General features: G+C 71.2%; 28 protein-coding genes. 13 read left to right on the top strand and 15 right to left on the bottom strand.

Annotated elements, in window-relative coordinates; genetic code table 11:
* Window positions 1-39 precede the first annotated feature (39 nt).
* Genes ACLJOU_RS21555 through ACLJOU_RS21545 form a run of 3 tightly spaced genes read left to right on the top strand, consistent with a single transcriptional unit; the run spans window position 40 to window position 1,087 of the window.
* Complete coding sequence (locus ACLJOU_RS21555) at window positions 40-243, top strand: hypothetical protein (protein ID WP_410569455.1); 204 nt, start codon at window positions 40-42, stop codon at window positions 241-243.
* A gap of 11 nt (window positions 244-254) precedes the next feature.
* Window positions 255-722 carry a ribonuclease domain-containing protein gene (locus ACLJOU_RS21550; protein WP_410569454.1) on the top strand — a complete coding sequence of 156 codons (468 nt, stop codon included), beginning with the start codon at window positions 255-257 and terminating at the stop codon, window positions 720-722.
* A complete protein-coding gene (locus tag ACLJOU_RS21545) occupies window positions 719-1,087 on the top strand; it encodes a barstar family protein (protein ID WP_410569453.1) in 369 nt (122 codons plus the stop codon). The genes ACLJOU_RS21550 and ACLJOU_RS21545 overlap by 4 nt, the downstream gene beginning before the upstream one ends.
* On the opposite strand, the gene ACLJOU_RS21540 is transcribed toward ACLJOU_RS21545, so the two are convergent.
* Window positions 1,062-2,039 (bottom strand): Lrp/AsnC family transcriptional regulator, encoded by a 978-nt coding sequence (locus ACLJOU_RS21540; protein ID WP_410569452.1) that lies wholly within the window; start codon window positions 2,037-2,039, stop codon window positions 1,062-1,064. The genes ACLJOU_RS21545 and ACLJOU_RS21540 overlap by 26 nt on opposite strands.
* A gap of 101 nt (window positions 2,040-2,140) precedes the next feature.
* Between ACLJOU_RS21540 and ACLJOU_RS21535 the strand changes: the two genes are divergently transcribed.
* The gene (locus tag ACLJOU_RS21535; protein WP_410569451.1) at window positions 2,141-3,430 is read left to right on the top strand and encodes an MFS transporter; all 1,290 of its coding nucleotides are present in this window, start codon (window positions 2,141-2,143) and stop codon (window positions 3,428-3,430) included.
* On the opposite strand, the gene ACLJOU_RS21530 is transcribed toward ACLJOU_RS21535, so the two are convergent.
* From ACLJOU_RS21530 to ACLJOU_RS21495, 8 genes are all read right to left on the bottom strand, one after another.
* Complete coding sequence (locus ACLJOU_RS21530; protein WP_410569450.1) at window positions 3,427-4,194, bottom strand: enoyl-CoA hydratase family protein; 768 nt, start codon at window positions 4,192-4,194, stop codon at window positions 3,427-3,429. The two genes, ACLJOU_RS21535 and ACLJOU_RS21530, sit on opposite strands and share 4 nt — an antisense overlap.
* An 85-nt stretch (window positions 4,195-4,279) precedes the next feature.
* Window positions 4,280-5,017, bottom strand: a complete 738-nt coding sequence (locus ACLJOU_RS21525; RefSeq protein WP_410569449.1) for a sirohydrochlorin chelatase — start codon at window positions 5,015-5,017, stop codon at window positions 4,280-4,282.
* Window positions 5,014-6,276, bottom strand: a complete 1,263-nt coding sequence (locus ACLJOU_RS21520) for a sulfate adenylyltransferase subunit 1 (RefSeq protein ID WP_410569448.1) — start codon at window positions 6,274-6,276, stop codon at window positions 5,014-5,016. Before ACLJOU_RS21520 ends, ACLJOU_RS21525 begins: the two co-directional genes overlap by 4 nt.
* On the bottom strand, window positions 6,276-7,196 hold the full coding sequence (gene cysD, locus ACLJOU_RS21515; protein ID WP_410569447.1) for a sulfate adenylyltransferase subunit CysD: 921 nt from the start codon (window positions 7,194-7,196) through the stop codon (window positions 6,276-6,278). Before cysD ends, ACLJOU_RS21520 begins: the two co-directional genes overlap by 1 nt.
* 20 nt (window positions 7,197-7,216) lie before the next feature.
* Window positions 7,217-7,912, bottom strand: coding sequence for a phosphoadenylyl-sulfate reductase (locus tag ACLJOU_RS21510; protein WP_410569446.1), 696 nt, complete (start codon window positions 7,910-7,912; stop codon window positions 7,217-7,219).
* A complete protein-coding gene (locus ACLJOU_RS21505) occupies window positions 7,909-8,064 on the bottom strand; it encodes an Insertion element protein (protein WP_410569445.1) in 156 nt (51 codons plus the stop codon). The genes ACLJOU_RS21510 and ACLJOU_RS21505 overlap by 4 nt, the downstream gene beginning before the upstream one ends.
* A gap of 34 nt (window positions 8,065-8,098) precedes the next feature.
* Entirely contained in the window at window positions 8,099-9,787 is a 1,689-nt protein-coding gene (locus tag ACLJOU_RS21500; protein WP_410569444.1) for a nitrite/sulfite reductase, read from the bottom strand.
* 106 nt (window positions 9,788-9,893) lie between these two features.
* Entirely contained in the window at window positions 9,894-9,980 is an 87-nt protein-coding gene (locus ACLJOU_RS21495; protein ID WP_350310667.1) for a putative leader peptide, read from the bottom strand.
* A gap of 172 nt (window positions 9,981-10,152) precedes the next feature.
* Between ACLJOU_RS21495 and ACLJOU_RS21490 the strand changes: the two genes are divergently transcribed.
* The 3 genes from ACLJOU_RS21490 to ACLJOU_RS21480 all read left to right on the top strand — a co-directional run bounded on the left by ACLJOU_RS21490 (window position 10,153) and on the right by ACLJOU_RS21480 (window position 12,829).
* On the top strand, window positions 10,153-10,569 hold the full coding sequence (locus ACLJOU_RS21490) for a VOC family protein (protein WP_410569443.1): 417 nt from the start codon (window positions 10,153-10,155) through the stop codon (window positions 10,567-10,569).
* Window positions 10,570-10,630: 61 nt separating this feature from the next.
* The gene (gene hemW / locus ACLJOU_RS21485) at window positions 10,631-11,848 is read left to right on the top strand and encodes a radical SAM family heme chaperone HemW (protein WP_410569442.1); all 1,218 of its coding nucleotides are present in this window, start codon (window positions 10,631-10,633) and stop codon (window positions 11,846-11,848) included.
* Window positions 11,849-11,908: 60 nt separating this feature from the next.
* Window positions 11,909-12,829 (top strand): NADP-dependent oxidoreductase, encoded by a 921-nt coding sequence (locus tag ACLJOU_RS21480; RefSeq protein ID WP_410569441.1) that lies wholly within the window; start codon window positions 11,909-11,911, stop codon window positions 12,827-12,829.
* On the opposite strand, the gene ACLJOU_RS21475 is transcribed toward ACLJOU_RS21480, so the two are convergent.
* Window positions 12,826-13,527, bottom strand: a complete 702-nt coding sequence (locus ACLJOU_RS21475; protein WP_410569440.1) for a TetR/AcrR family transcriptional regulator — start codon at window positions 13,525-13,527, stop codon at window positions 12,826-12,828. The genes ACLJOU_RS21480 and ACLJOU_RS21475 overlap by 4 nt on opposite strands.
* An 81-nt stretch (window positions 13,528-13,608) precedes the next feature.
* Here ACLJOU_RS21475 and ACLJOU_RS21470 point away from each other — a divergent pair, with 81 nt between their 5' ends.
* From ACLJOU_RS21470 to ACLJOU_RS21455, 4 genes are all read left to right on the top strand, one after another.
* Window positions 13,609-14,016 (top strand): SgcJ/EcaC family oxidoreductase, encoded by a 408-nt coding sequence (locus tag ACLJOU_RS21470; protein ID WP_410569439.1) that lies wholly within the window; start codon window positions 13,609-13,611, stop codon window positions 14,014-14,016.
* Window positions 14,013-14,348 carry a hypothetical protein gene (locus ACLJOU_RS21465; RefSeq protein WP_410569438.1) on the top strand — a complete coding sequence of 112 codons (336 nt, stop codon included), beginning with the start codon at window positions 14,013-14,015 and terminating at the stop codon, window positions 14,346-14,348. Before ACLJOU_RS21470 ends, ACLJOU_RS21465 begins: the two co-directional genes overlap by 4 nt.
* Window positions 14,349-14,411: 63 nt before the next feature.
* Complete coding sequence (locus ACLJOU_RS21460; RefSeq protein WP_410569437.1) at window positions 14,412-15,224, top strand: siderophore-interacting protein; 813 nt, start codon at window positions 14,412-14,414, stop codon at window positions 15,222-15,224.
* A 98-nt stretch (window positions 15,225-15,322) separates the two neighbouring features.
* Complete coding sequence (locus tag ACLJOU_RS21455) at window positions 15,323-16,552, top strand: serine hydrolase domain-containing protein (protein WP_410569436.1); 1,230 nt, start codon at window positions 15,323-15,325, stop codon at window positions 16,550-16,552.
* A gap of 44 nt (window positions 16,553-16,596) precedes the next feature.
* Here the strand turns inward: ACLJOU_RS21455 and ACLJOU_RS21450 are convergent, their stop codons facing one another.
* From ACLJOU_RS21450 to ACLJOU_RS21430, 5 genes are all read right to left on the bottom strand, one after another.
* Window positions 16,597-18,003: an alpha/beta hydrolase gene (locus tag ACLJOU_RS21450; RefSeq protein ID WP_410569435.1), complete on the bottom strand. Its 1,407-nt coding sequence runs from the start codon at window positions 18,001-18,003 to the stop codon at window positions 16,597-16,599.
* 71 nt (window positions 18,004-18,074) lie between these two features.
* The gene (locus tag ACLJOU_RS21445) at window positions 18,075-19,073 is read right to left on the bottom strand and encodes a TIGR03842 family LLM class F420-dependent oxidoreductase (RefSeq protein ID WP_410569434.1); all 999 of its coding nucleotides are present in this window, start codon (window positions 19,071-19,073) and stop codon (window positions 18,075-18,077) included.
* 7 nt (window positions 19,074-19,080) lie between these two features.
* On the bottom strand, window positions 19,081-20,463 hold the full coding sequence (gene hydA / locus ACLJOU_RS21440) for a dihydropyrimidinase (protein WP_410569433.1): 1,383 nt from the start codon (window positions 20,461-20,463) through the stop codon (window positions 19,081-19,083).
* Window positions 20,463-21,245 (bottom strand): nitrilase-related carbon-nitrogen hydrolase, encoded by a 783-nt coding sequence (locus ACLJOU_RS21435; RefSeq protein WP_410569691.1) that lies wholly within the window; start codon window positions 21,243-21,245, stop codon window positions 20,463-20,465. Before ACLJOU_RS21435 ends, hydA begins: the two co-directional genes overlap by 1 nt.
* Window positions 21,246-21,255: 10 nt before the next feature.
* Window positions 21,256-22,809 (bottom strand): NCS1 family nucleobase:cation symporter-1, encoded by a 1,554-nt coding sequence (locus ACLJOU_RS21430; protein ID WP_410569432.1) that lies wholly within the window; start codon window positions 22,807-22,809, stop codon window positions 21,256-21,258.
* A gap of 241 nt (window positions 22,810-23,050) precedes the next feature.
* Between ACLJOU_RS21430 and ACLJOU_RS21425 the strand changes: the two genes are divergently transcribed.
* Together ACLJOU_RS21425 and ACLJOU_RS21420 are read left to right on the top strand one after the other, a co-directional pair.
* Window positions 23,051-23,722, top strand: coding sequence for a response regulator transcription factor (locus ACLJOU_RS21425; RefSeq protein WP_410569690.1), 672 nt, complete (start codon window positions 23,051-23,053; stop codon window positions 23,720-23,722).
* Complete coding sequence (locus tag ACLJOU_RS21420) at window positions 23,719-24,711, top strand: ATP-binding protein (RefSeq protein WP_410569431.1); 993 nt, start codon at window positions 23,719-23,721, stop codon at window positions 24,709-24,711. Before ACLJOU_RS21425 ends, ACLJOU_RS21420 begins: the two co-directional genes overlap by 4 nt.
* Window positions 24,712-24,814: the final 103 nt, after the last annotated feature.

The raw sequence follows: 24,814 nt of genomic DNA, 5'->3' as shown, positions 1-24,814 counted from the left end.
AGGGGCGCGCAGGCAGCAGAGCGCGCGTAGGCTCACACCGTGTTCAACGGGCTTGCCGACTGGTGGGACGGGGTCGAGCTGTGGCTCGCCCAAGCCTGGTTCCCGGTGCAGTTCGTGCTGGTCATGGTGGTCGTCGTCCCGCTGTGCCTCGCCGCCGCGTGGGTGCTCGACAAGGTGGTCGGGCTGTTCGCCCGCCGGCTGGCTCCGGGGAGTGACGACGAGTCCGCCGACGGGTCGGCATAGGCTCGCGCACCATGTTCAACCGAAGGCGGATCACCGCCGCGCTGATCGGGCTCCTCGTGCTGGTGCTGGGGGGCTGGCTGGTCAAGGACGTCGTCAGCGGCGGCTCGTCGTCGCCCGCCCCGAGCACCTCGTCGAGTGCGAAGAGCAGCACGCCCGCGAAGGGCGGCGCCGCCGTGCCGGGCGCGGACTCCGGGTTGCCGGTGAAGGCGCTTTCCGCGCTGCCGCCGCAGGCGTCGGACACGTGGAAGCTGATCGAGGCGGGCGGCCCGTACCCGTACCCGCGCAACGACGACGTCGTGTTCGAGAACCGCGAGAAGCGCTTGCCCGCCAAGAAATCCGGCTACTACCACGAATACACGGTGAAGACGCCCGGCAGCCCCGACCGCGGTGCGCGGCGGCTGATCACCGGGCAGGCGCACGAGCTGTACTACACCGGCGACCACTACGCGTCGTTCGTCGTCGTGGACCCGGCCCGATGAGCGCCGGCGAGCAGGCGAAAGCGGCCGCGGAGGAGGCTTTCGCCCGGGGCGCGTACCCGCACCTGGTGAACTCCCGGCCCACCGTCGACAAGGCCAGCACGCTCGAGGCCTTCGCCCATGCACTGTCCTTTCCGGACTACTTCGGCCACAACCTCGACGCGCTCTACGACTGCCTGACCGACCTGTCGTGGCTGCCGCCGGGCGAGCACGTGCTGATCTGGCCGGGCTCGGACGCGCTGCGCAAGGCCGAACCCAAGACGTACCTCGCCATCCGCAGCGTCCTTTCGGACGCCCAGCGCGCGCTGGGCCCGAGCGGCCGCAGCGCCGGTTCGTGGCGGCTCACGGTCGTGCTGCCGGACGCCTGATCGGCGTCCCCGCGCGTTTGACCGTGCGGATCACCGGCGCGCTTTCGAGGGTCTGCACGCCGCGGATCCCGGCGACGCGCTCGGTGAGGTAGCGGTAGAGGTCGCCGCCGTCGCGGCAGTTCACCATGGCCGTGAGGTTCGTCGTGCCGGTGGTGGCGACGGCGAACGACGTCTCGGGGTGGCTCGCCAGCGTCTCGCCCGCCTCGGCCAGGTGCGCGGGCGAAACCGTCAGCCACAACCGCGTCTCGGAGCGGAAGCCGAGGCGGGACGGCGAGACGTCGAGGTGGTAGGTCAGCGTGCCGTGCCGCCGCAGCACGTCCATGCGGCGGCGCACGGCGGTGTCGGACCAGCCGGTCGCTTTCGCCAGCGCGGTGTAGCTCGCCCGGCCGTCGAGGGCCAGCGCGTCGAGGAGCGGCTGGTCGGCGGGGTCCGGCGGGAGGCCGGGGCCGGTGGGGTCCGGCGGCCGCAGCCGGTCGACCTGCGCGGGGGAGAGGCAGTGCAGCCCGCCCCACCCGTCCGGGAGCGCGAACGTGTGCAGCAGTTCGTGCGCCGAAACAGCGGTGACGCGGTTGGCTCGCGGCAGTTTGTGCAGCAGCAGGTCGTCGCGGCCCGCGGTGTCCGGCGCGTGGACGGTGCAGGAAAGCTCGGTCCCGCCGGAGAGCAGGTGAACCCAGGAGACGTCGGGGCGGTCGGCGAGCGCGTCCGCGACGGCGGCGCCCGCGTCCGGCGTCGTCCGCAGGCGGAGCGTCCACGTCGTGTAACCGGCTTCGCCGCCGCTCACCGCGCCGGTGACCCGCGCGACGCCGGCGGTCCGCAGCCGCTGGTAGCGGCGGGCCACGGTGTTCTCCGAGACGTCGAGCACCTGGCCGAGCGTGCGCATCGAGGCTCGGCCGTCGAGCTGCAGCGCGTGGAGCAGGCCGCGATCGACGTCGTCGAGCGTGACGGTTTCCATGCTCTCAGCCTAGATGATGACGGTATCCGGCATATTTGTCGACCTACCTGGTGACGATCGGCGCACGGCCCACACCCTTCGGGCAACGAAGGGAGATTTCGATGCGCAAGTGGTGGCCGCTGGCGGTGGTCTGCGCGGGCTCGTTCCTGTTCCTGCTGGACACCACCGTCGTCACGGTGGCACTGCCCCGGATCGGCGCCGACCTGGCGGCGTCGGTCGGGCAGCTGCAGTGGGTGCCGGACGTCTACACGCTCGTCCTGGCGGTGCTGATGCTCGCGGCGGGCTCGCTCGCCGACCGCATCGGCCTGCGGCGGGTGTTCCTCGGCGGCCTCGCGGTGTTCGGCCTGGGTTCCCTGGCGTGCGGGTTGTCCGCGGACATCGGGACGTTGATCGCCGCCCGCGGGGTGCAGGCGGTCGGCGCTGCGGCGCTGGCCGTGACGGGGTTCGCGTTGCTGACCGCGTGCTACGAAGGGCGGGCGCGGGGGACGGCGATCAGCGTCTTCTTCGCGGTGAGCGGGCTCGGCGCGGCGGCGGGCCCGGTGGTCGGCGGGGTGCTGACCGAGTACTTCGGCTGGGCGGCGATCTTCTTCGTCAACGTGCCCTTGGCGGTGGTGACGGCGGTGTGCGCGGTGGGGGCGTTGCGGCCGGGCACGCCCACCCGGCGGGGCCGGTTCGACGTCGCGGGCGCGGTGTGGTTCGCGGTGTTCGCCGCGAGCCTGGTGCACGGCCTGACCCTGGGCGGCTCGGGACCGGTCGCGGGAGGCGCGCTGGCGGTGTCGGCGATCGCACTGGCGGGGTTCGTGGTCGTGGAGCGGCGCCGGGCCGAGCCGATGCTGGACCTGCGGCTGTTGCGCGACGGTGGGTTCTCGACGCTCATCGCCTGCGTGGCGGCATCGACGCTGACGTTCGCGGCGCTGGTCCACATCTCGCTGTGGCTGGGACTTTCGCGGTCACCGGTCGCGGCCGGGTTCGCGCTGGCGCCGCTCGCGGTGACGTCGTTCCTGACTTCGACGCTCCTCGGCAAGGTTCTGCCCCGGGTCCCACCGCGGGTCCTGCTCGGGACCGGGGTGCTGGTCGGCGCGCTCGGCTGCTTGTCGCTGCTGGTCGTGGCGATCCCGCTCGGGCTGGCGGTGACCGGCGTCGGCGTGGGCGTCGCGGGTCCGGCGACGGGCGCGGCGATCGCGGCCGCGGCGCCGCCCGGGCGGGCCGGGATGGCCGCGGGGATCCTCACGACGACCCGGCAGTTCGGGCAGACCCTCGGGGTCGCGGTGCTCGGGATCGCCTACCAGGCCGGCGGGTTGGCGCCGGTGTACGTGGTCGCCGCGGTCTGCGGCGGGGTGACGGGCCTGCTCGCGCTGCTCCCGCGCAGGCAGGCCCGCGTCCCGGCTTAGTCCTGCGGGACCCAGTTCGGCTTGCGCTTCTGGGTGAAGGCCAGGATGCCCTCCTGGCCTTCCTCGCTCGCGAAGAACCTGGCCGACAGGCCGAGCATCTCCTCGAAGCCGTCCGACGGCGTGGCCGGGCGGGGGCGGCTCAGCAGCGCCTTGGTCTCGGCCAGCGCCTTCGGCCCACCCGCGGCCAGCGCCTTGACGTACCGGGCGACCTCGCCGTCGAGGTCCTCGGTCGCCGAGTTCAGCAGGCCGATCTCCACGGCCCGGCGGGCGTCGAACGTGTCACCGGTCAGGAACAGCTCGTGCGCCGCGCGGGGGTTCAGGCGCGGGAGGACGGTCAGCGAGATGATCGCCGGGACCACGCCGATGCGGACCTCGGAGAAGGCGAACGTCGCTTCCGGTACGGCCACGGCGATGTCGCACGCGGCCACCATGCCGATGCCGCCGGCGCGGGCGGGACCGGCCAGGCGCGCGACGACCGGCTTCGGGCTGGTCCACAGCTGGTCGAGGATCTTCGGGAACTCGTTCACGCCCTGGTCGCCCGCGCCGGCCCCGCGGGCCTCCTTGAGGTCCATCCCCGCGCAGAACACCGGCCCGGTGTGGGTCAGCACGATGACGCGCACGGCGTCGTCGGCGGCCGCCCGGGTCAGCGAGTCCGAGAGTTCGCGGCGCAGCTGCGCCGAAAGGGCGTTGCGGTTGTGCGGGGAGTCCAGGGTGATCGTGGCGGTGCCGCCCACCACGTCGTAGTGCACCAGTTCGTCAGCCATGTCCGACACCCTTGCACATCCACCCCGCGCCGCCGGTGTTACGCGGGCCACCCCGCCGGCGCCTCCCGCGGCCGCGGACCGCGGTTCAGGCGTACTGGCGGAGCAGTCCGCTGACCGCGGACGCGTACCGGGCGACCACCACGTCGGCCACCCGCGGGTCGTCCGCCAGCGGCTCCGCGAGGAACGCCTGCGGATCCGCTTCGCGGGCCAAGCGGGCGATCCGGTCCGGCAGCAGGCCCGGGGCCAGGAACCACGACGCCACGACCAGGTGCCGCGCGCCCCGCGAGCGCAGGGCGGCCGCCGCGGTGGGGATGTCCGGCCCGGTGGCGGATGCGAACGCCTCGCTCACCGGGAGCCCCAGCCGCGCTTCCCAGCGCGAGGCCAGCGAGGCGACGACGGCGTTCGCGGCGGCGTTCGACGAGCCGACCGCGCTGACGAGCACGCCCGTGCCCCGGCGCTGGGGTGCCGACGCCAGCCGGTCCAGGGCCACCGCCTCCAGGGCCGGGTCGGCGCCGAGGACGTCGGACGTCCGCACGACGAAACCCGGGCACGACGACACGACGTCCTCGATCAGCGCCGGCAGGTCGACGCGGGCGTGGAACGCGCTGCCCAGCAGCAGCGGCACCACCACCGCCGTCCGGTGGCCCGCCGCGTACAGCGAGCGCAGCACGTCGGTGACGAGCGGCTCCGACAGGTCCAGAAAGGACTCGTGCACCGCGACGCCCGGTGCCCGAGCGCGCACGACGTCGACGAGCGCCCGCACGGTCGCCGCCGAGCGGGGGTCGCGGCTGCCGTGCGCGACGGCGACCAGGGGTGGCGTCACGAGAAGCGCTCACCCACCAGCCCGGCGGCCAGCGTGTCGCCGTCCTTCGGGTCGATCACCAGGAACGCGCCGGTGCGCGGGCTGACGCCGTAGTCGTCGACGCCCAGCTCCTCGGCCAGCCGCAGGGAGACGCGGCCGATGTCGTTGAGCTCCAGTGACGCCGGCGATTCCACACTGGACAGTGTCTGCTCGTCGAACCGCGCGTGCAACTCGTCCACCAGCGCCTGCACCGTGCGGGTGCCGTGCTTGACCAGCACGCGCGCGCCCGGCTTCAGCGGTTTGGCCGACAGCCAGCACAGCGTGCCGGTGATCTCGTCGGTGACCCGCGGCGGCGCGTCCGCGGCGGCGATCAGGTCGCCGCGGGAGATGTCGATGTCGTCGGTGAGCAGCAGCGTCACCGACGTACCGGCGCCGGCTTCCTCGAGCGGGCCGTCCGCGGTGTCGATGCGCTCGACGCGGCTGCGGATGCCCTGCGGCAGCACGACGACCTCGTCGCCGGGCCGCACGGTGCCCGCGGCGATCTGGCCCGCGTAGCCGCGGTAGTCGAGGTACTCCGGCGTCCGCGGGCGGATCACGTACTGCACCGGGAACCGCAGCGCCGAGTCGTGCGGGTCGGGCGCGACCGGCACCTCCTCGAGGTGCTCCAGCAGGCTCGGGCCGGTGTACCACGGCGTCCGCCCGGAGCGCGCGGCCACGTTGTCGCCTTCCAGCGCCGACACCGGGATCGCGAGGACCGAGCCCCGCGCGTACCCCAGCGACTCCGCGTGCGTGGCGAACTCCTCGGCGATCACCGTGAAGGTGGCCTCGTCGTAACCGACCAGGTCGATCTTGTTCACCGCCAGCACCAGCTGCGGCACGCCGAGCAGGGCCAGCACGGCAGCGTGCCGCCGGGTCTGCTCGATCACGCCCTTGCGCGCGTCGACCAGGAGCACGGCCAGCTGCGCGGTGGACGCGCCGGTCACCGTGTTGCGCGTGTACTGCACGTGCCCCGGTGTGTCGGCCAGCACGAACGACCGCTTCGGGGTGGCGAAGTAGCGGTAGGCGACGTCGATGGTGATGCCCTGCTCGCGCTCCGAGCGCAGGCCGTCGACGAGCAGCGACAGGTCCGGAGTGGACAGTCCCTTGTCGACCGACGCCCGGGTGACCGCGTCGAGCTGGTCGGCGAGCACCGACTTCGTGTCGTAGAGCAGCCGGCCGACCAGGGTCGACTTGCCGTCGTCGACGCTGCCGGCGGTGGCCAGGCGAAGCAGCGAACTCATCAGAAGTACCCCTCACGCTTGCGGTCTTCCATGGCCGCCTCGGACATCCGGTCGTCGGCCCGGGTCGCGCCGCGCTCGGTGAGGCGCGAGGCCGACACCTCGGCGATGACCTCCTCGACGGTGGCCGCGGTGGATTCGATCGCGCCGGTGCACGAGCCGTCGCCGACGGTCCGGTAGCGGACGGTCAGCTCCCGGACCTCCTCGCCCGGCCGCGGGCCACCCCACGGGCCCTCGGCCAGCAGCATCCCGTCGCGCAGGTACACCTCGCGCCGGTGGGCGTAGTAGATCGACGGCAGTTCGACCTTCTCGCGGGCGATGTAGTCCCAGACGTCGGCCTCGGTCCAGTTGGACAGCGGGAAGACGCGGACCTGCTCGCCGGGGCGGTGCCTGCCGTTGTAGAGGTTCCACAGCTCGGGCCGCTGGCGCCGCGGCTCCCACTGGCCGAAGGCGTTGCGGAGGCTGAAGATCCGCTCCTTGGCGCGGGCGCGTTCCTCGTCGCGGCGCCCGCCGCCGAACACGGCGTCGAACTTGTGCTCCGCGATCGTGTCGAGCAGCGGGGTGGTCTGCAGCGGGTTGCGCATCCCGTCGGCCCGCTCTTCGAGCCGGCCGTCGTCGATCCAGTCCTGCACCTTCGCGACGACCAGCCGCAGGCCGTGGCGCTCGACGACGCGGTCGCGGAACTCGATGACCTCGTCGAAGTTGTGCCCGGTGTCCACGTGCAGCAGCGGGAACGGCACCGGCGCCGGCCAGAACGCCTTGATCGCCAGGTGCAGCAGCAGGGTCGAGTCCTTGCCGCCGGAGAAGAGGATCACCGGCCGGTCGAACTCGCCCGCCACCTCCCGGAAGATGTGGATGGCCTCGGACTCGAGCGCGGCCAGGTTGTCCTGTGCCGCGTCGGTGGCGGGTTCCAGTGTCGTCATGCGTCCCTCGGTATCTGACATCAGCCGTGCAGTCCGCACTCGGTCTTGCTCTGCCCCGCCCACCGGCCGCTGCGCGGGTCCTGCCCCGGCTCGACGCGGGCCGTGCAGGGCGCGCAGCCGATCGAGAGGTAACCGATGGACACCAGCGGGTTCTCCAGGATCCCGTGCTCGCGGATGTAGCCGTTGAACTCGTCGTCGGTCCACGCCGCGATCGGGTTGACCTTCACCAGGCCGTTGCGGTCGTCCCAGGTGACGATCGGGGTGTTCGCGCGGGTCGGCGCGTCCACCCGGCGGACGCCGGTGACCCACGCGGAGTACTTGGCGAGGGTCTTGCGCAGCGGCACCACCTTGCGCAGGTTGCAGCACAGCGTGGCGTCGCGGGCGTGCAGCTTTTCGCCGTACTCCGCGTCCTGCTCGGCGACGCTCTGCTCGGCCTGGGCGTTGACTATGCGGACGTCCGGGTACACCGTCTGCACGGCGTCCCGGGTGCCGATCGTCTCCGGGAAGTGGTAACCGGTCTCCAGGAACAGGATGTCCACATCGGACTTCACCTTGGTGGCGAGGTCGATGAGCACGGCGTCCTGCATGTTGGACGCGACGATGAAGTCGTCGCCGAACGTGTCGACGGTCCAGCGGATCGCCTCGTCCGCGGTCGCGTCGGCGAGCTCCTTCGAAGCGCGTTCGGCGAGGGGCTTGTAGTCGGCGGTGGCGGTCATCGGGAAACCTCCGGGAGGGACAGGCCGAGGAACTTCACCGAGAAAACCCGGCGACAGGCCGAACACAGCCAGCCGCCGTTCTCTTCCGGCCGCAGGTCCTCGTCTCCGCAGTACGGGCAGTAGAACGGGGTCGCGCGCTCGTCGGTGCTCATCGGCGCCTCCGCGGGAAAGAGTGCGTCGGCGCTGTCACTGCAGGGCGCTTTCCTCGGCGCGCGCGGCCCACTGCGCGAACCGTTCGCCGGGCTGCCGTTCGGCGACGTAGTTGCGCACGACGCGCTCGACGTACCCGGTCAGCTCGCTCGAAGTCACCTTGTGCCCCCGCAGCTTCCGGCCGAACCCGGAGTCGAGGCCGAGGCCACCACCCAGGTGCACCTGGAAGCCTTCGACCTGGCGGCCGTCGGCGTCGGTGACGATCTGGCCCTTCAGCCCGATGTCCGCGGTCTGCACCCGCGCGCAGGAGTTGGGGCAGCCGTTGAGGTGCACGGTGACCGGCACGTCGAGCTGCGCGTTGATGTCGGCGAGCGACTTCTCCAGGTCCGCCACGAGCTCCTGCGCGCGGGCCTTCGTCTCGACGATGGCCAGCTTGCAGAACTCCAGTCCGGTGCACGCCATCACGCTGCGGCGCCACGGCGACGGGTCGACCTGCAGGCCCAGCTCGGCCAGTTCGGCCTTGAGCCGGTCGACCCGGTCGGCGGGCACGTCCAGCACGACCAGCTTCTGCAGCGGGGTGAGCGCGACCCGGCCGGAGCCGGCCCGTTCCGCGGCGTCCGCGACGGCGACCAGGGTGCTGCCGGACACGCGGCCGGCGATCGGTGCGGCGCCGACGTAGAAGCTGCCGTCCTTCTGCGCGTGCACGCCGACGTGGTCGATCGGGGCCGGCGGGTCCACCGGCGGCGGCCCGTCGATCAGCTTGCGCTTGAGGTATTCGTTCTCCAGGACGTCGCGGAACTTCTCCACGCCCCAGTCCTTGACCAGGAACTTCAGCCGGGCCCGCGACCGCAGCCGCCGGTAGCCGTAGTCGCGGAAGATCGAGACGACGGCCTCCCACACGTCGGGCACCTCGTCCAGCGGGATCCACGCGCCCAGCCGTTGCGCGAGCATCGGGTTGGTGGACAGCCCGCCGCCGACCCACAGGTCCAGGCCGGGGCCGTGTTCGGGGTGGTCCACGCCGACGAAGGAGACGTCGTTGAGCTCGTGCACGATGTCGGGCAGCCCGGAGATCGCGGTCTTGAACTTGCGGGGCAGGTTCGCGTACTTCGGATCGCCGATGTACCGGCGGCGGATCTCGGCCAGCGCCCAGGAGGCGTCGAGCACCTCGGCCGCGGCGATCCCGGCGACCGGCGAGCCGAGCATGCCGCGGGGGCTGTCGCCGCACGCCTCCATGGTGGTCAGGCCCACCTCTTCGAGGCGCTGCCAGATCGCCGGCACGTCCTCGATGCGGATCCAGTGGTACTGGATGTTCTGCCGGTCGGTGATGTCGGCGGTGTCGCGGGCGTAGTCCGTCGACAGTTCGCCGAGCAGGCGCAGCTGCGCGGTGGTGAGGCCGCCGCCGTCGGTGCGCACGCGCATCATCAGGTAGCGGTCGTCGAGCTCTTCGGGCTCCAGCGTCGCGGTGCGGCCGCCGTCGATCCCCGGCTTGCGCTGGGTGTAGAGGCCGAACCAGCGGAACCGGCCGCGCAGGTCACCCGGGTCGATCGCGTCGAACCCGCGGTGGGCGTAGATGTTCTCGATGCGCGCCCGCACGTTGAGCGGGTGGTCGTCCTTCTTCGACCGCTCGTTCGGGTTCAGCGGCTCCCGGTAACCGAGTGCCCACTGGCCTTCGCCGCGCTTCTGCTTGGCCCGGGTGGGGCGGGCGGGGGTTTGGGGCGTGGCCATGGCGGCGTCCTCCGGGAGACGGTTCGTGGCGGCGGAGGACCGCCGGCTCGCGGGTGTCCTCCGGCGCCGGCTGTCCAGGTTCGTGGCAGGTGGTGGCGATCGGGAGTCAGCGAACGGGTACGCAGAGGGCGCTGGCGACCCGCAGGAGGTCGACGTGGCGGCGGGCCACGAGGAGAACACCGGCATGAGTCACGGCGTCAGCGTGCCACGCGTCCACAATGTGGTCCAGGCCCGCCCGGATGGTGGGAGAAGGGTCACTTACCTGCGGAAATCGTGTCAACCGCCTTGCGCAGGCCCCTGTTGCGCGACGAAACCACTACGTCTAGAGTACTTCGAACATAGTGGTTTGCGAGAGGGGACTGGGGATGCAGGTCAAGGGTTTCGGGGCGGGTTACCTGGTCGACGACGTCGCGGCCACGACCCGCTTCTACGCGGACGTCGTCGGCCTGCCGGTCACCGTGGAGCTCGACTGGTTCGCCAGCGTCAACGCCGGTGCGCCGGGGTTCGAGATCAGCTTCGTGCAGCGCGGGCACGAGTCGATCCCGCCCGGCCACCGCGGGCAGGAGGTGTCCGGGTTGTCGTTCGGGCTCGTCGTCGACGACGCCCGCGCGGAAGCGAAACGGCTGGAAGAAGCCGGTGTCGAGCTGGTCGCCCCGGTCGTCGACGAGGTCTACGGGCAGCGGCACTTCTACGTCGCCGACCCGAACGGCGTGCTGCTCGACGTCATCGAGATGATCGCGCCCGACCCGGACTGGGCCGCGGCCAACCTCCCGGTGTCGTAACGGGGGTTAACCCGAACCGCCCCTTGAGGCGACCCAGCGTGGCCGGGTGGACAATTCGAGTGTGCCCCAGCTGCGTTCCGACCCCGCCACACCGATCGATCCGGCGTTGCCGGAGAGCGCGCTGGAGGAACTCGGCAGCAGAGCGTTCGGGGTCTACGTGCACGTCCCCTTCTGCGCCACCCGCTGCGGGTACTGCGACTTCAACACCTACACCGCCGGCGAGCTCGACTCGGGTTCCTCGCCGCAGTCCTGGCTCGAAGGGCTGCGCCGCGAGCTGGAGCTCGCCGCGCGCGTGCTCGTCGTGCCCCCCGCCGCCGACACGGTGTTCGTCGGCGGCGGCACGCCGTCGCTGCTGGGCGCGGACGGGCTGCGTTCGGTGCTCGACGCCGTCCGCGACGTCTTCGGGCTGGCGCCCGGCGCCGAGGTGACGACGGAGTCGAACCCCGAGTCGACGTCGCCGGAGTTCTTCGCCGGGATCCGCGAGGCCGGCTACACGCGGGTGTCGCTGGGCATGCAGTCGGCCGCGTCGCACGTGCTGAAGATCCTCGACCGCGTGCACACCCCGGGCCGTCCGGGCCAGGCCGCCGCCGAAGCGCGCGCGGCCGGGTTCGACCACGTGAACCTCGACGTGATCTACGGCACGCCCGGGGAGCGTCCCGACGACCTCCTCGCGACGCTCGACGCCGTGCTGGCCGCCGGCGTCGACCACGTCTCGGCGTACGCGCTGATCGTCGAGGAAGGCACGGCGCTGGCCCGCCGCGTCCGCCGCGGCGAGCTGCCCGCGCCGGACGACGACGTGCTGGCCGCGGACTACGAGATGATCGACGCCGCCCTGTCCGCGGCGGGTCTGCGCTGGTACGAGGTGTCGAACTGGGCGGCGTCCGACGCCGCCCGCTGCCGCCACAACCTCGGCTACTGGCGGGGGGACGACTGGTGGGGCGCGGGTCCGGGCGCGCACAGCCACGTCGGCGGGGTGCGCTGGTGGAACGTCAAGCACCCGGCCCGGTACGCCGCACTGCTCGCCGAGGGCAACTCGCCGGCGGCCGGGCGGGAGGTGCTCACCGACGACGACCAGCACCTCGAGCGGATCATGCTCGAGCTGCGCGTCGCGGACGGCCTCCCGCTCGACGTGCTGGACGAGCCGGGGCTGGCCGAGGCGCGCGCGGCCGCGGCCGAAGGGCTGCTCGATCCGTCCGCCTTGGACTCGCGGGGCCGGGCGGTGCTGACCGACCGGGGCCGGCTGCTGGCCGACGGCGTGGTCCGGCGCCTCGCCGGTTAGGGATTAAAACCGGGGACCGGGCGGTTGCTTGTATTGAGCAACGACTTTCGAGGAGGCCCCATGGCGCGCGCGATCAGGTTCGACGAATACGGCGACGTGGAGGTCCTGCGGGTCGAGGACGTCCCCCGTCCGGTCCCCGGACCGGGTCAGGTGCTCGTCGAGGTGCGGGCCGCGGGGATCAACCCCGGCGAGGCGTCGATCCGGAAGGGACTGCTCCACGACCGGTTCCCGGCGACGTTCCCGTCGGGCCAGGGCAGTGACTTCGCGGGGGTGGTCGCCTCGCTCGGCGAAGGCGTCTCGGACGTCGCGGTCGGCGACGAGGTGATCGGGTTCGTCGACACGCGGTCGAGTCACGCCGACTTCGTCGTCGCGGAGGCCGCGAACCTCACGCCGCGGCCCGAGAGCGTGCCGTGGGAGGTGGCCGGCTCGCTGTTCGTGGCCGGTACCACCGCGTACGCCGCGGTCGAAGCGGTGTGCCCGCGCGAGGGCGAGACCGTCGTCGTCTCGGGGGCGGCGGGCGGGGTGGGTTCGCTCGCGGTGCAGCTGGCGAAACTGGCCGGGGCCACGGTGATCGGCCTGGCCGGCGAGGCGAACCACGAGTGGCTGCGCGAACTCGGCGTCATCCCGGTGTCCTACGGCGACGGCGTGCTGGAGCGGATCCGCGAAGCCGCGCCCTCCGGCGTGCACGCGTTCGTCGACACCTTCGGCTCCGGCTACGTCGAACTGGCTCTGCACCTGGGCATCCACCCGGGGCGGATCGACACGATCATCGATTTCGCCGCGGCGCAGAAGTACAACGTGAAGATCGACGGCAACGCGGCCGCGGCGTCGGCCGACGTGCTGCGCGAGCTGGGCCTGCTGCTGGACAAGGGATTGCTGACGCTGCCGATCGCCCGCGTCTACCCGCTGGCCGAGGTCCGGGACGCCTACCGCGAGCTGGAACAGCGGCACACGCGCGGCAAGATCGTGCTGCGGCCCTAGTTCTTCACCAGCACCTTGAGGCCGGCGAGGTACGTCTCGAGCGCGAACTCGAGGCGTTCCTCCGCCGTCTCGGCGGAGAAGAACTCGCCGACGTGCAGCAGGTTCGGGAACGACTCGGCGGGCAGTGACCGCATGTACGCCACCATCTGCTTGCCGCGTTCGCCGACTTCGGCCTGGTCGATCTCGCCCCAGGTCCAGCCGCTGGCTTCGTAGGCGTACGCCTTGGCGTAGAGCGCCAGTGCGTCGCCCGCGAAGGTCGCCTGCTTGAGGCTCAACCCGCCCGCGCGCAGCAGGGCGAGCGTCGCCTCGCCCAGCTTCAGCGAATTCGGCGTGACCGGCACGGGGATGTCCCACGCGATGCGCGCGATGCCCCGATGCGCGGCCATCACCCGGATCTGGTCGCGGACGAGGTCCTTGACCTGCTCGTCCCAGCGCGCGGGGTCCGGTTCGGGAACCTGGATGTCGGCGAGCACGGCGTCGAGCATCAGCTCCGCCAGTTCGTCCTTGTTGGAGACGTGCGCGTAGAGCGACGCGGGCCCGGTCTCCAGCTCCTGCGCGATCCGCCGCATGGTGACCGCGTCGAACCCCTCGTCGTCCAGGACGATCAGGGCCGCTCGGACGATCGAGGCCTGGGAGAGCGCGGGTTTCGCGGCCCGGCGGCGGGGAGCGCTGCGCCACGGCGGTGGGGGAACGGTCACCCGAACACTGTACTTGACGCGAACAGCGTTCGAGAGTAGAACGGTGTTCGTGAGACGAACGACGTTCGAAGGGGGATTGTCATGACTGCCGAAGTCGAGGTTCGTGCGGTGCTCGAGCGGCTCACCGACGCGTGGAACTCCGGGGATGCCGCCGCGTACGGGCGGCTGTTCACCGAAGACGCGGACTACGTGACGTACTTCGGGCTGAACCTGCCGGGCCGGGAGACGATCGAAAGCTCGCACCGGGCGCTGTTCGAGGGACCGTTGCGGGGGTCCAAGCTGACCGGGCAGCTCGGCGGGGCGGCGAAGGTGCGGTTCGTGCGGCCCGACGTCGCCGTGGCCGTGGTCGGCGGCGGCTCGTCGCTGAGCGGGGCCGACACGACCGATGTGGGGCGCGAGTCGACCGTGTCGTTCGTCCTCGTCCGGGAGGGAGGCGAATGGCTGATCACGGCGTTCCAGAACACGCGGGTTTCGGATCCGCGCGGGTGAAAACGCTTGCGGAAGCGGCCGGGGTGGTCGCGCGGCCGCCTGGCGAGGTGTTCGAACGGCTGTGGCGGCGGCTCGCCGGCGGGGGTCACCCGATGCGGATGGACGTCGACCGGGAGCGGAGGTTCGTCGCGGTGCAGGGCGGCTGGTGGTACCGCGGCGAGTACCGCGTCACGGCCGATCCGGCCGGGGCGCGCGTCGAGCACCGGGTCGTGAACGCCGCGTCCTGGGGGCGGTGGGGCGTGCCGTTGGCGAACCGGTTCTTCGTCGGGTTCCGGGGAAAGGTCAAGGTGGGATTCGGGAGGTTGCTGGAAGATCTGGGTACACCGGAGTAGCCGCGCGCCGATTCCGGCGCGTAGGGTGACTTAGGTAAGCCTTAGTGATGGTTGGAGTGGTCGATGGCTGAAGCACCCCGGCGGTCCGGGCGTCCCGCGGTGCGGCTGCGGGTGCTGCGGACCGAGCGGCTGACCCCGCACATGATCCGGATCGTCGCGGGCGGCGAGGGCATCGCGGAGTTCACGCCGAACGACTTCACCGACGGCTACGTGAAGGTGCTGTTCAAGGTGCCCGGCGTCGAGTACCCGGAGCCGTTCGACGTGCAGGAGTGCCGGGCGACGATGCCGCGGGAGCACTGGCCGCGGCAGCGCTCGTACACCGTCCGCGGGTTCGACCCGCAGGCCGGGGAGCTCGTCCTGGACTTCGTCCACCACGGCGACGAGGGCATCGCCGGTCCGTGGGCGGCGTCGGCCCAGCCGGGTGACGAACTGCTGGTGCTGGGGCCGGGCGGCGCGTACGCGCCCGGCGCCGAGGCGGACTGGCACCTGCTGGCCGGGGACGAAAGCGCGTTGCCGGCCATCGCGTCTTCGCTCGAAGCGCTGCCGGCCGGGGTCCCGGCGCAGGCGGTCATCCTCGTCGAGAACGCGGACGAGCAGCAGCCGCTGGTCACGAAGGCGGACGCACAGATCACCTGGCTGCACCGGGCGTCCGGCGGCGATGTCGCCGCGGCGGTGCGCGAACTGCCGTGGCGCGAGGGCGTCGTCCAGGCGTTCGTCCACGGCGAGGCCGGGTTCGTGCGCGAGCTGCGGCGGTACCTGCTCGAGGAGCGCGGGGTGCGGCGCGAGCTGCTGTCGGTTTCGGGCTACTGGCGCGAAGGCAAGAACGACGAAGCGTGGCGCGAGGAGAAGGCGGCCGAGCGGGCGCGGGAGAAGTAACAAGCAGGCCACCCCCACGGCGCGAAACCGTGGCCACGGAGTGATTCGGCCGTGGCTGTGGTCGGCTTGGTACTCATCGGCACAGTAGCCTTCGCCGCATGGCGGATTTCGAGGTGGACGTCGACCCGGCCGAGGCCGGCTTCGACGCGGCGCGGCTGGCCCGGATCGACGCGCATTTCGACCGGTACGTCGAGGACGGCCGGTTGCCGGGCTGGCTCGCGGTGGTCAGCAGGCACGGGCGCATCGTCCACGTGGGGCGCGGCGGGCACCGGGACGTCGAGGCGTCGCTGCCGGTCGAGACGGACACGCTGTGGCGGATCTTCTCGATGACCAAGCCGATCACCTCGGTGGCGGCGATGATGCTGGCCGAAGAGGGCCTGCTGGAGCTGGACGACCCGATCTCGCGGTGGCTGCCGGAGTTCGAGTCGCCGCGGGTGTACGTCAAGGGATCGGCCCTGGCGCCGTCGACCGAGCCGGCGCGTTCGCCGATCCGCGTGTGGCACCTGCTGACGCACACGGCGGGCCTGACGTACGGCTTCCACCACGGCCACCCGGTGGACGCGATCTACCGCGCGGCGGGCTTCGAGTGGGGCACCCCGCCGGGCCTCGACCTGGCCGCCTGTACGGAGAAGTGGGCGTCACTGCCGCTGCTGTTCCAGCCGGGCGCGGAGTGGAACTACTCGGTGGCCACGGATGTGCTCGGCCGGGTCGTTGAGGTGGTGTCGGGCCAGCTGCTGGACGAGTTCTTCGCGTCGCGGATCTTCGCGCCGCTGGGCATGACGGACACGGGTTTCGTGGCTCCATCCCCGTCCCGCTTGGCGGCGATGTACGTACGCAACCCGGCATCGGGCCGCGCAACCCGCAACGACGCATTCGGTCGCCTGGGCACGGCAACCCCGGACTGCCTCTCCGGCGGCGGAGGCCTGGTGTCCTCGGCACCGGACTATTGGCGCTTCACGGAGATGCTCCTCCGCGGCGGCGAACTGGACGGCGTGCGGTTGCTGTCCCCGCGCACGGTGGCGCTGATGGCCAGCAACCACCTGCCGGGCCACGTGGACCTGGAACAGTTCGGCCGCCCGTTGTTCGCCGAGATGCCGTTCGACGGCCACGGCTTCGGCTTGGGCTTCTCGGTCCTGGAAGACCCGGTGAAGGCCCGCACCCTGTCCTCGGCAGGCGAGTACGCCTGGGGCGGCGCAGCATCAACGGCGTTCTGGGTGGACCCGGACGAGGACCTGACGGTGGGCTTCTACACGCAACTGCTGCCGTCGAGCACGTACCGCCTGCGCCCCCAGCTGCGGCAGCTGGTCTACCAGGCCCTGGTGGACTGAGCGGGAAGGAGCGCGACGGCAACCGTTGACAGGACGTCGGGTCTTCAGCCGAACGGGCCCCGATCCGGTGCGCAGAGCGTGCCCGGGGCGGGCAGTGCGCCCGTGGTGAAGTAGTCGTCCAGGCGGCGGTCGATACACGCGCTCTTGCCGCGGGAACCGTGGCCGTACGTGTCCAGGGTCAGCAGACGTGCGTTGCCCAGCAGGCGCTCTGTGCGCTGGGCCCCCGCGTACGGTGTCTCCAGGTCGCCCTGGCGGTTGGCCAGCAGCAGGATCGGCGCCGTCGGGCGGTTCCACGGCCCCGTGTACCGGCCCGGGTCCGAAAGCTCCCACGTCGCGCACGGCAGCGTCTTGTAGACGTCGTAGGGACCGAAGCTACGGGCGATGCGGTCTGCTCGCTCGGCGTAGTTCCACCAGACCGCCGGGTTCCGGGGGTTTGCCGCGTCCGAACAGAGCGTGGCGCCGCCGCCCAGGAGGGAGTCGACGTCCGGTGGTTCACCGGCGGATGGCGGAGCGGGTGACGCCGGGTCGGCCAGCGACCGGAGGAATGCCGCCAGCTCGGGCGCCGCTTGGGCGTCGGTGAGGTAGTTGTGGATCCGGGCGATCGCGGTCTGGTAGCTCACTGTGGCCGGGGCGGCTTCGAGACGGTCCAGGATCGCGTTGTAGTCGAACGGGCAACGCGTACCGCAGGCGTCCAAAAAGGACTCCAGTGCGCGCGGTGCGTCGGCGAAGCCCTGCAGGCGGTAGCTCATCGGGCCCGGGCCGGCCGACCAGCGGGTCGGGTCGTCGACCGCGTCGAGGGCCAGCGTTCCGGTGGCGCCGGGGAACAGGTTCGCATACGTTTCGCCGAGATACGTGCCGTACGACTTCCCGTAATACCGGAGCTTCCGTTCGCCGAACGCGACGCGCAGCCGGTCCAGGTCGCGGGCGATCGTGCCCGTCGACAGGTGGTTCGCCAGCGGGCCCGCGTTCTGCTCGCAGAGGTCCGTCACCGTGCGCGTGTCCGCGATCTGCTGCTGCTCGGCCGCCCGGGTCAGCGGGAACGTGCCGAGAGCCCGTTGCAGGACCGCGGTCTGCGCCGGATCCGTGAAGCAGTGGATCTTCGCACTCGCCCCGACGCCGCGCGGGTCGAACCCGACGATGTCGAAGCGCGCGTGCAAGGTCGGGGTCAACGCGGGTGCGAACCGGCCGGACGAGCCGGGGCCGCCCGGGTTGGAGAAGATCGTGCCCAGCTTGTGCGCTTGGTCGGTGGCGGGCAGCCGCGCTATCGCGAGCCGAACCGTACCCAGCGACGGGTCCTGATAGGACAGCGGGACGTCGAGGTGGCCGCAGTCGTACCCGGGGGCGCAGGAGGCTTCCCAGACGATTCCGGCCGGGCCGGCCGCGGCCGCGGGCGCGAGGGCGCCCACCGCGAGCGTGGCCGTTCCCAGTGCCAGCGCAACACGAAGGTTCATCGCCCGATCGTCCCGGCACCGGGACCGGGGGCGCGCTGGGGCGCGCCCCCGGAACCGGGGTAGGGCGGGCCCTACGCGGTGAGCTTCGGGATGATCTGCGACCCGTACGACGCGAGCGTCGCCTCGCGGTCGTCGTGCATCAGGTACAGCGAAAACTGGTCCACGCCCAGCTCTGCCAGCTCCTGCAGCCGTTCCACCTGCGCCGATGCCGGACCCAGCAGGCAGAAGCGGTCCACTATCTCGTCCGGGACGAACTCCGTCGACGGGTTGCCCGCCTTGCCGTGGTGGCTGTAGTCGTAGCCTTCGCGCTCGCGGATGTAGTCCGTCAGCTCCCGCGGTACCGCGCCCGATGAGCCGTACCGCGCCACCAGGTCCGCCACGTGGTTGCCGACCATGCCGCCGAACCAGCGCAGCTGTTCGCGCTGGTGTGGCAGGTCTTCGCCGACGTACGCCGGGGCCGCCACGCAGATCGTGATGCCGCCCGGGTCGCGGCCGGCCGCGCGGGCCGCGTCGCGGACCGCGGCGATCGTCCAGCGGGCGATCGCCGGGTCGGCGCACTGCAGGATGAAGCCGTCCGCGTGCTCGCCCACCGTCTGCAGCGCCTTCGGGCCGTAGCCCGCCATCCACATCTCGAGCCGGCCGTTGCGGACCCACGGGATCTGCACCGTCTTCTCGTTCATCGTCACCGAGCGGCCTTCGGCCAGGTCCTTGACCACGCGCATGCAGTCGCGCACGGTGGCCAAGGTGGACGGTGGCTTGCCGATCACCCGGTGCGCCGAATCGCCGCGGCCGATGCCGCACACCGTCCGGTTGCCGTACATGTCGTTCAGCGTGGCGAACGTCGACGCCAGCACGGACCAGTCCCGCGTGCCCGGGCTGGTCACCATCGGTCCCACGACGAGCGACGAAGTCGCGGCCAACACAGCCGAGTAGATGACGAAGGGCTCCTGCCACAGCACGCACGAGTCGAACGTCCAGCCGTACCGGAACCCGCAGTCTTCGGCGTCCTTCATCAGCCGCACGACGTCCCGCGCGGGCGGGTCCGTCTGCAGCACGATGCCAAAGTCCATCGCTACCTCAATTCAGATATTGATTCAGCGAGCGGGACAGGAACCTGCCGTGGGACGTCGACCCCGTGAACCCGTCAGGCGACACCACAACGCGCCCTCGGGACAGCACGGTGTGCACCCGGCCGGTGATCTCGAACCCCTCGTACGCCGAGTAGTCGACGTTCATGTGGTGCGTCGACGCCGACAGCGTCTGCCGGGCGGAAGGGTCGTAGATGACGATGTCCGCGTCCGAACCGGCCGCGATCACGCCCTTGCGCGGGTACAGCCCGAACATCCGCGCCGGCGTTGCCGAGCACGTCTCGACCCAGCGGCCGAGCGTGAGCTGCCCCGCGACGACGCCCTGGTGCAGCAGGTCCATCCGGTGCTCGACACCCGGCATCCCGTTCGGGATGGCCCGGAAGTCGCCGCGCCCCAGCTCCTTCTGGTCCTTGAAGCAGAACGGGCAGTGGTCGGTCGACACGACGGACAGATCGTTCGTCCGCAGCCCGCGCCACAGGTCGGCCTGGTGCGACTTCTCCCGCAACGGCGGTGAAGCCACGTACTTCGCGCCCTCAAAGTCCGGCTTCGCCAAGTCCTCGATGGACAGGTAGAGGTACTGCGGGCACGTCTCCGCGAAGACGTTCTGACCGTCGTTGCGCGCTTCCGCCACCGCCGCAAGCGCTTGCGACGCCGACAGGTGCACGATGTACAACGGCGAGCCCGTCACCTTCGCGAGCTGGATCGCCCGCGACGTCGCTTCTCCTTCCAGTTCCGGCGGCCGCGTCAGGCCGTGCTGCACGGGATCCACCTTGCCCGCGGCGAAGGCCTGCGCCGCCAGCTGGTCGATCGCGATGCCGTTTTCGGCATGCATCATGATCGTAGCGCCGATTTCGCGGGCTTTCTGCATCGCCAGCAGGATTTCCCCGTCCGTGGAGTAGAACACCCCCGGATACGCCATGAACATCTTGAAGCTGCCGACGCCGCCGTCGATGCAGGCTTCCATCTCCTTCAGCGACTGGTCGTTGACGTCGGAGACGATCATGTGGAAGCCGTAGTCGATCGCGCAGTTGCCGTCCGCCTTGGCGTGCCACTTGTCCAATGTGGACAACAGGGACGTGCCCTTGGCCTGCACGGCGAAGTCGATGATCGTGGTCGTGCCGCCCCACGCGGCCGCCGTCGTCCCGGTCGAGAACGTGTCCACCGAATGGGTGCCGCCGAACGGCATCTCCATGTGGGTGTGGGCGTCGATGCCGCCGGGCAGCACGTACTTCCCGGTGGCGTCGATCGTCTCGTCGCCGGTCAGCGTTCCGGGCGCCCCGACGGCGGCGATGGTCTCGCCGTCGACGAGGACGTCCGCGGGAATCGCGCCCGACGGCGAGACGACCTGCCCGCCACGGATCAGCGTGGTCATCAGGCCTCCGCGAGCGGGCCGTAGGTGTCCGGCCGGCGGTCGCGGTAGAACGCCCACGTGTTCCGGACCTCCTCCAGCAGCGAGAGGTCGAGGTCGCGCACGACCACCTCGTCGTCGGTGTCGGACGCCGCGTCCCCGACCAGCTGCCCGCGCGGGTCGACGAAGTACGTCTGGCCGTAGAAGTCGTTGTCGCCCAGCGGTTCCACGCCCACCCGGTTGATCGCGCCGACGAAGTACTCGTTCGCCACCGCGGCCGCCGGCTGCTCCAGCTTCCACAGGTACTGCGAGAGGTTGCGGCTGGTCGCCGACGGGTTGAACACGATCTTCGCCCCGGCCAGGCCGAGCGCGCGCCAGCCCTCCGGGAAGTGCCGCTCGTAGCAGATGTAGACGCCGATGCGGCCCACGGCCGTGTCGAACACCGGGTAGCCGAGGTTGCCGGGCCGGAAGTAGAACTTCTCCCAGAACCCCTTGACCTGCGGGATGTGGTTCTTCCGGTACTTGCCGAGGTAGGTGCCGTCGGCGTCGATCACCGCGGCGGTGTTGTAGTAGACGCCCGGCTGTTCGACCTCGTACATCGGCACGATCAGCACGACGCCGTGGCGCTCGGCCACCTCCTGCATGAGTTTCGTCGTGGGGCCGTCCGGGATGGCCTCCGTGTAACTGTAGTAGTCGGCGTCCTGCACCTGGCAGAAGTACGGCCCGTAGAACAGTTCCTGGAGGCAGACGACCTGGGCGCCCTGCGAAGCGGCGGTGGCGATGTGGTCGACCGCCGCCTTGGTCATGGACTCCTTGTCACCCGTCCACCGCTGCTGGATCAATCCGGCTCGGACGACGCTCACTTGCTACCTCCTTGGTTGACGGAACGGAAAGGGCGGCGAAGACGACGAAGGCGCCGACCAGGCCGATCACCCAGTTGTAGTCGTAAAGCGGCTTGAGGAACGGGATGATGCCGTCGGCGGGGAACGGCCCGCCGTACGCGCCGCCGACCGCGAGCAGCGCCCCCACCAGGGTGGCGACCAGGGCGCGCCAGTTCCAGCCGCCGCTGAACCAATACACCCCATCGGGTGTGTAGAGGTCCTTCAGCCGCAGCTTCGTGCGGTGGACGACCCAGTACCCGGCGACGAGCACGCCGGCGACCGCGCCGAGCAGGCCGCCGTAGAAGCCGAGCCACGCGAAGATGTAGATGTTCGGGTCGGAGTACAGCCGCCACGGCTGGATGAGGATCCCGATGACGCCGGTGATCCCGCCGCCGACCGCGAAGGTGATCTTCTTCGGGAAGGCGTTCGAGAAGTCGTAGGACGGGCTGACGACGTTGGCCGCGAGGTTCGCCGAGATCGTCGCCAGGACCAGTGCGACCAGGGCCACGACGACCACGACCGGGCTGGTGAACTTGTCCGCCAGCTGCGCCGGGTCCCAGATGTCCTCGCCGTAGAGGACGTGCCCGCCCGAGGTGGTCAGGATGGCCACGATCGCGATGAACGTCATCGTCGTCGGCAGGCCGAGGACCTGGCCGCGGACCTGCTTGCGCTGGCTGCCGCCGAAGCGGGTGAAGTCCGGCATGTTCAGCGACAGGGTCGACCAGAACGCGATCATCGCCATCAGGGACGGCGCGAACACCTTCCAGAAGCCCGGGCCCCAGCCGAGCTTGCCGCCGTCGGACAGGATCGGGCCCAGCCCGCCCGCCTTGACCAGCACGTACCCGAGCATGATCAGGAAGCCGACGGACACCAGCGGTGCCGTCCAGTTCTCGAACCGGCGGACGGCCTCCATGCCGCGCCAGATGATGAGCATCTGGCCGATCCAGAAGACCACGAAGGACAGCCACAGCGTCCAGTGCTGCCCGGCGACGACGGCCGAATCGCGCCACCACGAGCCGAGCAGCCGGCCGAGGATGACGTGGATGGCCTCGCCGCCGACCCACGTCTGGATGCCGAACCAGCCGCACGCGATGAACGCGCGCAGGAGCGCGGCCAGGTTGGCGCCCCGCAGGCCGTAGAACGCCCGGGCGAACACCGGGAACGGGATGCCGTACTTCGTGCCGGCGTGGCTGTTGAACAGCATCGGGGCCAGCACGATCAGGTTGCCGATCGTGATCGTGAGCAGCGCCTGCACCCAGTTCATGCCGAGCGCGATCAGCGACGCGGCCAGGGCGTAACTGGGGATGTTGTGGGCCATCCCCATCCAGAGCGCGAAGTAGTTGTAGGTGGTCCAGGTCCGCTTTTCCACGGGGACGGGGGCCAGTTCCTCGTTGAAGAACCGGCTGCCTTCGAGAGACCGGACGGCGGTGGGGTCGAGCTCGACCCGGCCGTCGTCGTGCACGCGCTGGTCTGCGGGTGTCGGCGCCATTGCGGAATCCTGCGCGCCAGGTCAGGGCCGGGGCAACGGCAGACTGTTCACTCTTCCGAGATCAGGAGTGCAGTCTGTCGATTGCGCGAAGCGGCCCCGGAGTGCATGACCTGCGTCACACATCCGGCCGTCACGAACCGGCAAAGTGGGTGAAACGTCTCCACAGGATCTTCACACTTCACGCGAACCGTCTCCACCGGGGGTGCTTAGGGTCGTGGTCATGGAACTGGGTGGACGGCGGGTGCTCGTCGTCGAGGACGACGTCACGATCGCCGCGTCGATCGCGGCCCGGCTGCGGGCCGAGGGGTTCACCGTCGACGTCGTCCACGACGGCCCGGCCGCCGTCGAAGCGGACGCCTCGGGCGAGCCGGACCTGGTGGTGCTCGACGTCATGCTGCCGGGGTTCGACGGGCTGGAGGTCTGCCGCCGCATCCAGGGGCGGCGCCCGGTGCCGGTGCTGATGCTGACCGCGCGCGCCGACGAGACGGACCTGCTGGTCGGGCTGGGGGTCGGCGCCGACGACTACCTCACCAAGCCGTTCTCGATGCGGGTGCTGACGGCTCGGGTGCACGCGTTGCTGCGGCGGGTCGAGCGGTCGGCTTCGGTCGTGGGCACCCGGATCGTGCTGGGTGATCTCGAAATCGACGTCGACCAGCGGCGCGTCGCCCGGGCGGGGGTCGCGGCGCAGCTGACACCGATCGAGTTCGACCTGCTCGTGCACTTCGCGCGGCGGCCGCGGGTGGTGCAGCCGCGCGAACGGCTGCTGTCGGAGGTGTGGGACTGGGACGTCCACGGCACGTCCGCGGGCACGCGCGCGGTGGACAGCCACATCAAGGCGCTGCGGCGGAAGCTCGGCGCGGACCTGATCCGGACCGTGCACGGCGTCGGCTACGCGTTGGAGGCGGGCTCGTGAACCTCGTGCCGCGGCCGCTCGACCGGATCCGGTCGATCAAGCTGAAGCTGGCGATCCTGATGGTGGCCTCCGGCGGGGTGGCGTTCGCCTTCTTCAACTGGCAGATCGGCTGGCTGCCGCCGAAGACGACGATCACCGCGATGGTGCTCGCGCTCGTGTTGTCGCAGGTACTGGCCCACGGCATGACGCGGCCGCTGCGCGAGATGACGGCGGCGGCGCGGGCGATGGCGAAGGGCGACTACACCCGGCGGATCCGGGCGACCACGCGGGACGAGGTCGGCGTGCTGGCGCAGGCGTTCAACCAGATGGCCGGGGACCTCGGGAACGCGGACCGCCAGCGCCGGGAGCTGATCGCCAACGTGTCCCACGAGCTGCGGACGCCGATCACCGCGTTGAACGGCGTGCTGGAGAACCTGGTCGACGGGGTCGAGGACGCCGATCCGGCCACGTTGAAGACGGCGCTGCAGCAGACCGAGCGCCTGGCGAACCTGGTGGACGAGCTGCTGGACCTGTCGCGGCTGGACGCGGGGGCGCTGCCGCTGCACAAGACGTCGTTTTCGCTGTGGTCGCTGTTGTCCGAGGTGGTCGGGGAGGCGGCGTTCGCGGGCCGCGGGGTGACGTTCGAGGTGGCGGTGTCCCCGGAAGGCGCGGTGGTGACGGCGGACCGCGGCCGGCTGTTCCAGGTGGTGGCGAACCTGCTGGAGAACGCGGCCCGCCACGGCCCGGCGGGCGGTCAGGTCCGGGTGGTGGCGCAGGTGCGGCCGGGGGAGGTGCGCATCGACGTGTGCGACGAAGGGCCCGGGATCGCGCCGGCGGACCGGGAGCGGGTGTTCGAGCGGTTCACCCGGGGCGAGCGGCCGTCGGGCGGGGGGACGGGGCTCGGCCTGGCGATCGCCCGGTGGGCGGTGGAACTGCACGGCGGGACGATCGAGGTGGTCGACCCGTCGCCGGGGACGGGGAGCCGGATCCGGGTGACGCTGCCGGCTTAGGACCGGCCGGTCTGGGTGCCGTGGGTCCGCGCGGACGGGTGGATTTGCGAAGGGGAAGTGAGCGGAGATGCCGAAGAGCAGTGTGGGTGGGCCCGGGGAGCGG

The organism is Amycolatopsis sp. cmx-4-61, assembly GCF_046548775.1.
GTDB lineage: Bacteria > Actinomycetota > Actinomycetes > Mycobacteriales > Pseudonocardiaceae > Amycolatopsis.
Note: the sequence above shows the minus strand (reverse complement) of the source record. Positions and strands in the feature narration are given on the sequence as shown.

Coding starts and splice junctions, on each gene's coding strand:
- ACLJOU_RS21550 (WP_410569454.1), top strand. CDS start 255: ATGTTCAACCGAAGGCGGATCACCGCCGCGCTGATCGGGCTCCTCGTG.
- ACLJOU_RS21545 (WP_410569453.1), top strand. CDS start 719: ATGAGCGCCGGCGAGCAGGCGAAAGCGGCCGCGGAGGAGGCTTTCGCC.
- ACLJOU_RS21540 (WP_410569452.1), bottom strand. CDS start 2,039: ATGGAAACCGTCACGCTCGACGACGTCGATCGCGGCCTGCTCCACGCG.
- ACLJOU_RS21535 (WP_410569451.1), top strand. CDS start 2,141: ATGCGCAAGTGGTGGCCGCTGGCGGTGGTCTGCGCGGGCTCGTTCCTG.
- ACLJOU_RS21530 (WP_410569450.1), bottom strand. CDS start 4,194: ATGGCTGACGAACTGGTGCACTACGACGTGGTGGGCGGCACCGCCACG.
- ACLJOU_RS21520 (WP_410569448.1), bottom strand. CDS start 6,276: ATGAGTTCGCTGCTTCGCCTGGCCACCGCCGGCAGCGTCGACGACGGC.
- cysD (WP_410569447.1), bottom strand. CDS start 7,196: ATGACGACACTGGAACCCGCCACCGACGCGGCACAGGACAACCTGGCC.
- ACLJOU_RS21510 (WP_410569446.1), bottom strand. CDS start 7,912: ATGACCGCCACCGCCGACTACAAGCCCCTCGCCGAACGCGCTTCGAAG.
- ACLJOU_RS21505 (WP_410569445.1), bottom strand. CDS start 8,064: ATGAGCACCGACGAGCGCGCGACCCCGTTCTACTGCCCGTACTGCGGA.
- ACLJOU_RS21500 (WP_410569444.1), bottom strand. CDS start 9,787: ATGGCCACGCCCCAAACCCCCGCCCGCCCCACCCGGGCCAAGCAGAAG.
- ACLJOU_RS21490 (WP_410569443.1), top strand. CDS start 10,153: ATGCAGGTCAAGGGTTTCGGGGCGGGTTACCTGGTCGACGACGTCGCG.
- ACLJOU_RS21480 (WP_410569441.1), top strand. CDS start 11,909: ATGGCGCGCGCGATCAGGTTCGACGAATACGGCGACGTGGAGGTCCTG.
- ACLJOU_RS21470 (WP_410569439.1), top strand. CDS start 13,609: ATGACTGCCGAAGTCGAGGTTCGTGCGGTGCTCGAGCGGCTCACCGAC.
- ACLJOU_RS21460 (WP_410569437.1), top strand. CDS start 14,412: ATGGCTGAAGCACCCCGGCGGTCCGGGCGTCCCGCGGTGCGGCTGCGG.
- ACLJOU_RS21455 (WP_410569436.1), top strand. CDS start 15,323: ATGGCGGATTTCGAGGTGGACGTCGACCCGGCCGAGGCCGGCTTCGAC.
- ACLJOU_RS21450 (WP_410569435.1), bottom strand. CDS start 18,003: ATGAACCTTCGTGTTGCGCTGGCACTGGGAACGGCCACGCTCGCGGTG.
- ACLJOU_RS21445 (WP_410569434.1), bottom strand. CDS start 19,073: ATGGACTTTGGCATCGTGCTGCAGACGGACCCGCCCGCGCGGGACGTC.
- hydA (WP_410569433.1), bottom strand. CDS start 20,463: ATGACCACGCTGATCCGTGGCGGGCAGGTCGTCTCGCCGTCGGGCGCG.
- ACLJOU_RS21435 (WP_410569691.1), bottom strand. CDS start 21,245: ATGACCAAGGCGGCGGTCGACCACATCGCCACCGCCGCTTCGCAGGGC.
- ACLJOU_RS21430 (WP_410569432.1), bottom strand. CDS start 22,809: ATGGCGCCGACACCCGCAGACCAGCGCGTGCACGACGACGGCCGGGTC.